The sequence below is a fragment of the Antrihabitans spumae genome, from assembly GCF_043944905.1.
In the GTDB taxonomy this organism is placed as follows: Bacteria; Actinomycetota; Actinomycetes; order Mycobacteriales; family Mycobacteriaceae; genus Antrihabitans; species Antrihabitans spumae.
In genome coordinates, this window is record NZ_JBIMSN010000135.1 from 1 (window position 1) to 9,215 (window position 9,215).

The window sequence follows — 9,215 nt, forward strand, 5'->3', positions numbered from 1 at the left end:
CACGTACAGATCCTCTCTCAAAACGAGAGTCACTGTCCAAGATCATTGGTACACCCCAGTCGCACATTCTCGTCGCTCAAGACGTCTTCACTCAGGCGATGACGTCGGCGTACCGAGCGCAGCTGACGATTCAGGTTCTCGACCAGGAGGAGGAGCATTCCGCGCTTGTGGAGGCCCTCCTCTTTCGGCGAATCACCGACGAGCAGAATCTTTGGGAAGCTGCCGACGCGCTGCGAATGCCGATATCAGGTCCGTATGTCGTTGTGGCAGCGCAGGTTCCAGCAATCGGCAAACTCGCGCTTCCGGAGATCGCGAACAGGCTCGACGTCCGCGACATCCGCTCCGCGTGGCGACTACTGCCCGACCTGCAAGTCGGGATCGTGCATGTCCGCCGGCCCGAGGTGCTCGGCATGATGATCGAGGTCTTCGAATCGTTGGCATCGGCGAACGTCGGGATCAGTCCGCAGTTTCTCGATCTTGCCGCAACGAGCGACGCGCTGCGGCTCGCGAGGCTTGCTGTTGGGCACAGCGGGCGGCGTGGCGCATCGAGATCGACGGTAGCGGTCTTCGACGAATCGCCTCTCGCGTACGCCGCCGTGAGTGCACCGGAGGTGATGGCCAGGATCGGAAAGTCGGTGCTCGGTTCGCTCGACGAGCTTCCAGGTGAAGAGCGCAGGATTCTTGTCGACACGTTCGAGGCGTGGCTCGATGCGGGTGGGTCAGCGAACGAGACAGCCGCGAAGATCTTCTGCCACCCGAACACGGTCCGGCATCGACTGCACCGTATCGAGGAGCGGACAGGTAGGTCGCTGAGTCGGCCGCGTGATATCGCCGAGTTGTGCCTTGCGTTCGAGATCGACCGTCGGTCGCCGTGAGCCTTGACGTCGGTCGAAACGTCTGTCGTCGCGTCAGCCGACGCCGGCGATGACGCTGTCCGCGTAGCGACGCAGGTTGTCGATCTTCACGTTCAGCGGCTCGGTGTCGGGGCCGACGCTGTAGGGGAGCCGGAAGCCGACGATGACGTCTGTGATGCCCTTGTCTTCCAGACGTTTGATCCCGTCGACCGTATAGGCGTCGAGCGAGATCACGTGAAGTTCGAAGGGCCGGTCGAACTTTCGGTCGGACTCCGACCGCAATTCGTCGAGCCTTGCGAGCAGACGATCCAGTTCGGCACCGTCGCTGCCCGCATGCATCCACCCGTCGCCGAGCCGCACGGCCCGACGCAACGCGGCATCGCTGTGACCGCCGACGAGTATCGGTACGGGCTCGGTCGGCGCGGGCGTCATCTTGGTACTTGCGATGTCGTAGAACTCACCGTGATATTCGAAGTAGCCACCTGCGGTCAGGCCGCGAACGATCTCGATGCATTCGTTCATACGCGCGCCACGACGCTCGAACGGAACGCCGAGCAAATCGAAATCTTCCGGCCACGGGCTGATGCCGACGCCGAGCGAGAGTCGGTTGTTGCTGAGCCAGGCAACCGAACCGGCCTGCTTTGCTACCAGCGCAGGTGGCCGGATCGGCAACTTCAAAACGAATGGTGTGAATCGTAATGTGGTTGTCGATGCTGCCAAAGCCGCTGTGAGAACGAAAGTTTCGATGAAGGCCTTGTCGTCAAGGAATTGTCGGCTGCCGTCGGGGGTGTACGGATATGTAGAGTCCGAATGCTCCGGATAGGCAAGGCTGTCCGCGACACACATGCTGGTGTAGCCGGCTTCTTCGGCCGCCTGCGCAAGAGGTATGTAGTACGCCGGATCAGTCAATGCTTCCGCGTAGGTGAATCGCATCTGCTGCTCCTTCGTGCGCTACGTGATGAAGTTCGTGACACCGGTCAGACGTTCCGACAGGGTCCACAGCTTCGCCGCCACGTCTTCGTCCTTCGACTTCTTTGTCGACCCGACCTTGACCGGATGCCCACGCAGATTGCCGAGACCACGTGGGCCGTAGAAGCGACCGCCTTCGGCGTCCGGTGCGGTGGCAGCGAAAAGCCCTGGCAGAGCGCCCATCTCGGCACTCTGGGCGATCAGCCGATTTCCCACCGACATCAGGCGGTCGAAGATCGATTCGGTATGGGCCTGCAGACCGGTCGCGGCGTACCCGGGGTGTGCCGCGACCGAGCGGACCGACGATCCCGCGGCGTCGAGTCGGCGCTGCAATTCGTAGGTGAACATCAGATTGGCGAGCTTCGACTGACCGTAGGCACGCCACCGGTCGTAGCGGCGATGCTCCCAGTTGAGGTCGTCGAGGTCGATCGATCCGTAGGCATGCAGGCCGCTCGACATCGTGACGACCCGATCGCGAATCTTGTCGAACAGCAGTCCCGTCAACGCGAAGTGACCGAGGTGGTTCGTGCCGATCTGCATCTCGAAACCGTCAGCGGTTCGCCGCAACGGCAGGGCCATCACACCGGCATTGTTGATCAACACATCGACACCGTCGACCGAGTTCGCGAAGGCCCGGACGGATGCGAGGTCGGACAGATCGAGTTGTCGAACGGTCGCGTTGGCGCCGATCTCGGCTGCAACGACGTTCGCCTTCTCGACATTGCGGCACGCGAGGATCACCTGTGCGCCCGCACCGGCAAGGGTCAGCGCGGTGACCTCGCCGAGCCCACTGTTCGCTCCGGTGACGATGAACGTCCGACCCGTTTGGTCGCCGACGTCGGCTGCGGTCCACTGCGTTTCAGGCATGCGCGATGACGCTAGTTGCGCCTGCCCGTGCCGTCAATGAAGGTCGTCAGTCGCAGCGCGGTCCGGGTCCGCCGTCGAGCACGGTGGCAAGGTCGACGGTATCGGCCATCGCCTGGTAGCCCGCCGAATTCGGGTGTATGCCGTCGCCGCTGTCGAACTGCGGATGCAGCTTCGCCGGATTTTGCGGATCACGAAGCGTCGCATCGAAATCGACGACCGAGTCAGCTTCGGACGCTGTGCGAATCCAGTTGTTGATTGCGGTGATCGATGCATAAGCGTCGGGTGGTGCCAGGACGTCGGTCCGTGGCGGAATGGTGCCGAGGTGCACGCGGACGCCACGCGCATGCGCTCGGGTGATCAACTCGGCGAGCCCGGCGGTGATTTGCTCGATGGTGGACGGTGCGTGAAAGGTGCTTGCGAGATCGTTGGTGCCTTCCATCAGGATGACGTCGGTGACGCCGGGCACGGCCAGTGCGTCGCGGTCGAAGCGACTGACTGCGGATGGTCCGTAGCCGAGTGTTGTTTCGAAGCCGGGGGTGGCGTCGCGGGTCACCTGATTGCCGCTGATACCAGCGCTGACGACACCGACCTTCGGATGTGTTGCCGCGACGCGCCGAGCAAGGTAGTCGGGGTAGCGCTGGTTGGCGCCGAAGGTGCCCAGCTGCATCGGCACATTGTGGAAGCCGTCCGTGATCGAATCGCCGAAGGTGACGATCGTGCGGCCCGCAGTGGCCTCCACGTCGACGCGGTTCACGATGGGGAGCAGCGGATACGGCACGGTGAAACGCTGGCCGCCCACATCAGCTGCCGCATTGGAACCCATTGCGAGCCAGCTCATTTGATGAGCGTCGAAATGCTCGGACGTCGCCGCTGCCTGTCCGAGATACATGCTCACGGCGAGTGGCTGGAAGGCGACGGTGTCGAATCGCACAGCGTCGCTGACGATGTCGGCGCCCGGCGGAATCGTGACTGTTCCGCGACCGTCGAAGGTCACGGGCGTGTTGGTGCCGCCGACCAGCTCGGCCGTTCCCGTCGACGCTTCGTCCGACGTAGGTGGTCTCGACGGTCAGCGGCTGCGTTCCGAAGCGATTGGTCATGGTGAGTCGGAGTGTCTCACCACCGAGATGGGGTACCACGATTGCGCGGACCGTCGAATTCTGCGGCGGTGTCGAGTTGACGAAACCAGGTGCAGCGCTGAACGACCCGACCCAGTTGCCGTCACATAGTGCCGGCGCCGCCGTTGCAGTCGGTGCGAGAAACGTTGTGGCCGCAGCTACTGCAACAACGGCGAAACGTAGGGTCCTCATCGGCCGAGTGCAGCAAGGACCTGACGAGCCATGTTGGCTTGGCCCGCGGCGTTCGGATGGATCGGTGCCAGCGAGGTCGGACTGGACGGAACGATGCCTTCCAGCCAGCGGACGCCCGGTGCCGCGCAAGCGTCGTGCCCGACCGAGGAAGTTGCGACATCGACGTAGGTCGCGCCGTTGGCTGCTGCCTGTTCTGCCATGACGGCGTTCAGCGCGGTGAGGGTGCGCTGGATGTAGTCGGCATCGCGCGGCCAGACAGGCTGCATGCCGGGGCAACCGCCGGGCTGGAAGCCGGATGGATAGCCGACGAGGACAATCTCCGCCTGCGGTGCACGTGAGCGAATTTGATCGATGACTGTGCCGTAGGTCGGTGCGAACTCCGCGATCCGATCCGCGAATACATCCCGTCCACCTGCGGTGAACCCGTCCGCACACGACCTTCCGTTCGGTTCCGGTAGAGGATTGACACACGTGAAGACCGAATCGGCCAGATCGATGTCGTTGCCGCCGATGGTCACGGTGACGAGCGTGGTGTCGGCGCTGAGGGCGTCGTACTGCGGTGCCGCGGTACCGAGCACGTTGCCAGCCTGCGGGTGAACGAAATCCTCTGCTGTTGCGCTGCCACAGGTGACGTCCCGGAAAGTTGTCGCACCAAGTTCTTTTGCCACAAGTGCTGGGTAGTTGATTGCCGAACGTGCGCAGGTGAGCAATTCGGTCTGTGGCAGGACCACAGAACCCGCAGCGTAGGAATCTCCAAGGGCGACATAGGTTTCGCCGATCGGTGCTGCGTCCGCCCGTGGGGCGGCTTGGATAGCGATCGCGGCAGCCGCTAGCAGCAGACCCGCCGACGTTGCTGCGACATAACGGCCAATGGATCCGGTGCGGGGATTCGACGACGCCACGGTGCTCCTCGGAGATGTTGGGTTGGATCGGTTGCGAACTGGTCATTCGTCCAGTTAAGCTGGGACTGTAATCCACGTCACCGTTGCAAGCAACCCTCGGCGGTGATCGAATGCGGCAATCGAAAGCAGACAGGAAAAATGTCGGACGAGGTCAGAAGGGCAGTCGCGGCAGCATGCCGCACACTCGCGGCCGACGGTCTGGTGCTCGGGACCGCAGGGAACGTAAGTGCGCGGGTCGGGGATGCCCTGGCCATAACTGCAACCGGCGCACGGTTCGAATCGATGACCGATGCTCAGGTCACGATCGTCGGCCTCGACGGCGAGGTGCTCGACGGAGAGTTCGAACCCACCTCGGAGCTGGAACTGCACCTCGGGATCTATCGCAACTTCGGCGCAGGCGCCGTCGTGCACACACACGCGACGACGTGTGTTGCGGTGTCGTGCGTCGTGGACGAACTGCCCTGCGTGCACTACCAGATGCTCACCCTCGGCGGCAGTGTCCGCGTTGCGCCGTACGCGACGTTCGGAAGTCCGGAGCTCGCGGCAGCGGTAGTCGAAGCGCTGCAAGGTAAGTCGGCTGCACTGCTGGCGAATCACGGTGCCGTCACCTACGGTGCGGACCTGGCTGCAGCGGTCGAATCGAGCAAGCTGCTGGAATGGGCCGCCACGATCTACTGGCGGGCGCGGTCGATGGGGGAGGTCCGCGCTCTCGATCAGGCTGCGCAGATGGCCGTTGTACAGGCTGCCGTCGAAATGAAATACGGAACGACACAACCGTTGTCGGACATCGAAACTGCAGGAGCGTAGTCATGAAAGTTGTCGCCCTCGGGGTGTACATCCTCGATGTGCTCGCCCGTCCGGTAGCCGAGATACCGGAAGGTCAAGGGTCTCAACTAGTCGAGCAGATCAAAGTGACCGCGGCTGGTGCGGCAGGCGGTACGGCGCTCACCTTCGCAAAGTTGGGTGCGGAAGTGCACTCTGCCGGTGCTATCGGTACCGACAATGCGGGCCGAATGCTCACGATGCTGTTGGAGGACTTCGGCATCTCGACCGAGTATCTCGTTCGTAAGGCCGAATTCCAAACTTCGGCAACGGTTTTGCCGATTCGTCCGAACGGTGATCGGCCCGCGTTCCACGTCGTCGGCGCCACCGTCGGGTACGGACTCGACGACGTGCCGATGGACCTGATCGCTAGCGCGACGCACCTGCATTTCGGCGCACCGGAGTTTCTCGGCGGCGAAAAGGCCGCCGTGATCCTCTCGCACGCACGCGAACACGGCGTCGTCACCTCGGCCGATATTCTTGCGCCTGGCAACCCTGGTCTGCTCGAGTGGATCGCGCCCGCGCTGCCGCACCTCGACTATCTGCTGCCCAACGACGAACAGGTGCTCGGCTTCACCGACGCCTCGACCCTGCTCGAGGGGTGCAGAATGTTGCTCGATCGTGGGGTCGGGTGTGTTGCTGCGACCGCGGGTGCAGACGGCGCGCTGGTGGTGGATGCCGAAACAAGCACGGCAGTACCCGCTTTCGCCATCGACGTTGTCGACACCACGGGCTGTGGCGACGCGTTCTCGGCAGGTTTCATGCGAGGTATCGCACTCGGTCGCAGCCTGCAGGCTTCGGCCGAATTAGGTTGTGCGGCAGCCGCACACGTGGCGACCGGTCTCGGTAGCGACCATGGATCGTTCGACCTCGCGGGTCTGGATTCCTACATCGCCGCCGCACAGCAGACAGGTGTGGTGGTGTGACGTCCTCGCCTGCGGTCGATGTCGTCGTCGTCGGCGCCGGTCTGTCGGGCTTGTCCGCGGCGCGCAATCTCGTTGCGTTGGGGCACAGCGTGCATGTCTTCGAAGCGAACGACCGAGTGGGTGGTCGCACCCTGAATCACAAACTCGACGGTGCCAACGTCGACCTCGGCGGCACCTTCGTCGGCCCGACGCAGGACCGGATCCTTGCCCTCGCACAGGAAACGGCATGTGCCCATCATCCGACCAATACCGTTGGAGAATCGGCGGTGTCGTGGCGCGGTCGAGTGCGACGTTATTCCGGAACGGTGCCGAGCCTCGGCGTCGGAAATCTGGTCGACATCGGCCGTCTGCAATTCAAGATCGATCGGCTCGCCAAGGCTCTCCCGCAGGGTACGCCGTGGGACGGGAAGAACGCTGCCGAACTCGACTCGCACACTTTGGCGAGTTGGCTTGCCGCACAACATGCGTCGCAATCGAGCAAGGACCTGTTCGCGATCGTCGCAAAGACGTCGTGGGGATGTGAGCCTGCGGAGATTTCGATGCTGTACGTACTCGATTACATCCGCGGCTGTGGCGGTATCGACCGTATGCTCGCAACCAAGGGCGGCGCGCAGCAAGAGCACTTTCCTGATGGTACGCAGAGGATTTCGATGAGCATGGCCGAAAGGCTCGGCGAGTCGATCAGTCTCGGGTCCGCGGTCCGTAGGGTCGAATGGTCCGACGGCGGGGCGGCAGTGAGCGCTGGTTCGCGGACGGTGACCGCAAAAGCTGTGATCGTCGCGGTGCCGCCGGCGATGCGCAGCCGCATCGACTTCTATCCCGTACTCCCGGTGGAACATCGGAGTCTCGGCCAGCGGTGGCCGCAGGGTGTGCTGACGAAGGTGTATGCCAGTTACGAGCGACCCTTCTGGCGCGACAACGGTCTCAACGGTCAGACGCTGTCCGATGCGGGGCCGATCTTCGCGACGTTCGACACCAGTCCGTCCGCCGACGGTCCGGGCATACTGCTCGGCTTCATCGGCGCCGACTACGCACGGTCCTACGATCGGTTACCTCCTCACGAACGCAGGCTGCGCGCGTTGTCCTCGTTCGCAACAGTGTTCGGCGACGACGCGATGCATCCGACAGCTTTCGTCGACCAGCGCTGGGCCGGCGAGGACTGGATCGGTGGTGGGCCGACTTCGGCCGTGCCGCCAGGTGCGCTCACCCGCTACGGCAGCTGGCTCGCGCGTCCGGTCGGGCCGATTTACTGGGCGGGTACCGAGACCGCGGACCGCTGGGCCGGATACATGGACGGCGCCGTCCGTGCAGGTGAACGTGCGGCCCGCGAATGCCTTGTGACTGTAGAGAATCGAGACTGACTATGGCATGGACATACGAATACGGCGTAGTGACGTCTGCGTCGCCCGAGGCCGTCTACAACCGGTGGACGACCATGGCCACCTGGTCCGAGGACGATCCCGATCTGACATGGGCGCGCGTCGACGGCCCTGTGGCGGTTGGTGCGACCGGCAAGGTCAAGACATCCGGTCCGGCGCAACGGTTCACGTTCACCGAACTCGAACCGAACGTGGCGATGAACTTCGCGATCCGGCTGCCGCTGGCTGTGCTGTCGTTTCCGCACCGAATCGAGACCGTCGCAGACGGTGTACGGGTGACTCACGGTGTGCACATCGACGGCCCGTTGGCGCCGCTGTTCGGCGTGGCGGTCGGCCGCAAGTTTGCACGTGGCCTGCCGACGGTGGTGGGTCTGGTTGTCGATGGGGCGCTGCGCGCCTCGTGAGTCCTTTCGGTGGTCCCGCCCTCCGAAAGGACTCACGAGCGGCGAAGCCGCCACCGATTATTCGAGCACGAGCATCGTGTTCGAGCCGCGCTGAAATTCGAACTCGACTGGTCGGATGTCCGATGTAATTCCGTTGCGGCTCAATTCGGTTCGCAACTCGGCTACAAGATCGTCCAACCTGTCACCGGCGTGGTCGACCAGTGGATACACGCGAACGTCGCCTGCGCTGACGCGCGCCAACTCGGTCAGTGCTGCGACATGGAACGCGAGGTCGAGTCTGTCGGCATAGGTGAACAGCAGATGGGAGCTCAACACAAGATCGAAGGTGTTGTCGGCGAAGGGGAGTGCGGGTAGCGATGCCGCGATGTAGCGCAGCGGGTGTGCCACGATATCGGTCGCGAAGCGTTGTGCGGCAGCGCGCCTGGAGTCGTGGTGGCCTGCCGCGTCACCGTAGAAGTCCCACACGTAGCGCGCTGCCGACGCCGTCGTCCATGCTGAGCTGCGTCCCGCCTCCGCGAGCGCGTGCTTCGCGACCTCGGCCGCGGGTGCGGCGTAGATCGGGTCGACGGCGACGACCTCAGCGCCGAGTTCGCATGCTTGCGCAGTGAAACTGGCTGCACCGCCTGGGCAATCGAGTATTCGGCCGCGGATGTCCTTCTCGGCTAGGCCGAACATCGCGAGGTACTCGGCGAGCGAGCGCGCTGTGATCAGGTACGGGGGCTCCGCACCTCGTGAGTTAAAGGTGCCCTCCGGACGCGCTGCTGGGGTGAAAATGGGGTGTGGTC

Annotated in this window: 10 protein-coding genes; 5 read left to right on the top strand and 5 right to left on the bottom strand. The window is 63.6% G+C overall.

Annotated elements, in window-relative coordinates; all coding sequences use genetic code 11:
* On the top strand, positions 1-875 hold an 875-nt coding region (locus tag ACHIRB_RS26610; RefSeq protein ID WP_395127798.1), incomplete at its 5' end, for a PucR family transcriptional regulator.
* Between the two features lie 33 nt (positions 876-908).
* Here ACHIRB_RS26610 and ACHIRB_RS26615 read toward each other — a convergent pair.
* The 4 genes from ACHIRB_RS26615 to ACHIRB_RS26630 all read right to left on the bottom strand — a co-directional run bounded on the left by ACHIRB_RS26615 (position 909) and on the right by ACHIRB_RS26630 (position 4,899).
* On the bottom strand, positions 909-1,787 hold the full coding sequence (locus ACHIRB_RS26615; RefSeq protein WP_395126619.1) for a TIGR03619 family F420-dependent LLM class oxidoreductase: 879 nt from the start codon (positions 1,785-1,787) through the stop codon (positions 909-911).
* Between the two features lie 18 nt (positions 1,788-1,805).
* Positions 1,806-2,690: an oxidoreductase gene (locus ACHIRB_RS26620; RefSeq protein WP_395126620.1), complete on the bottom strand. Its 885-nt coding sequence runs from the start codon at positions 2,688-2,690 to the stop codon at positions 1,806-1,808.
* A gap of 46 nt (positions 2,691-2,736) precedes the next feature.
* The gene (locus tag ACHIRB_RS26625; RefSeq protein ID WP_395126621.1) at positions 2,737-3,684 is read right to left on the bottom strand and encodes a GDSL-type esterase/lipase family protein; all 948 of its coding nucleotides are present in this window, start codon (positions 3,682-3,684) and stop codon (positions 2,737-2,739) included.
* Positions 3,685-3,993: 309 nt separating this feature from the next.
* Positions 3,994-4,899 (bottom strand): SGNH/GDSL hydrolase family protein, encoded by a 906-nt coding sequence (locus ACHIRB_RS26630; protein WP_307829976.1) that lies wholly within the window; start codon positions 4,897-4,899, stop codon positions 3,994-3,996.
* A 138-nt stretch (positions 4,900-5,037) separates the two neighbouring features.
* Between ACHIRB_RS26630 and ACHIRB_RS26635 the strand changes: the two genes are divergently transcribed.
* From ACHIRB_RS26635 to ACHIRB_RS26650, 4 genes are read left to right on the top strand one after another with little or no spacing between them, the layout of a single operon-like run.
* A complete protein-coding gene (locus ACHIRB_RS26635; RefSeq protein ID WP_395126622.1) occupies positions 5,038-5,706 on the top strand; it encodes a class II aldolase/adducin family protein in 669 nt (222 codons plus the stop codon).
* Between the two features lie 2 nt (positions 5,707-5,708).
* Positions 5,709-6,647, top strand: coding sequence for a carbohydrate kinase family protein (locus ACHIRB_RS26640; protein ID WP_395126623.1), 939 nt, complete (start codon positions 5,709-5,711; stop codon positions 6,645-6,647).
* Positions 6,644-8,008, top strand: a complete 1,365-nt coding sequence (locus ACHIRB_RS26645) for a flavin monoamine oxidase family protein (RefSeq protein ID WP_395126624.1) — start codon at positions 6,644-6,646, stop codon at positions 8,006-8,008. The genes ACHIRB_RS26640 and ACHIRB_RS26645 overlap by 4 nt, the downstream gene beginning before the upstream one ends.
* Positions 8,009-8,010: 2 nt before the next feature.
* On the top strand, positions 8,011-8,430 hold the full coding sequence (locus tag ACHIRB_RS26650; protein WP_395126625.1) for an SRPBCC family protein: 420 nt from the start codon (positions 8,011-8,013) through the stop codon (positions 8,428-8,430).
* Positions 8,431-8,487: 57 nt separating this feature from the next.
* Here ACHIRB_RS26650 and ACHIRB_RS26655 read toward each other — a convergent pair.
* A partial coding sequence (locus tag ACHIRB_RS26655) for a class I SAM-dependent methyltransferase (RefSeq protein WP_395127799.1) occupies positions 8,488-9,215 on the bottom strand: 728 nt, incomplete at its 5' end.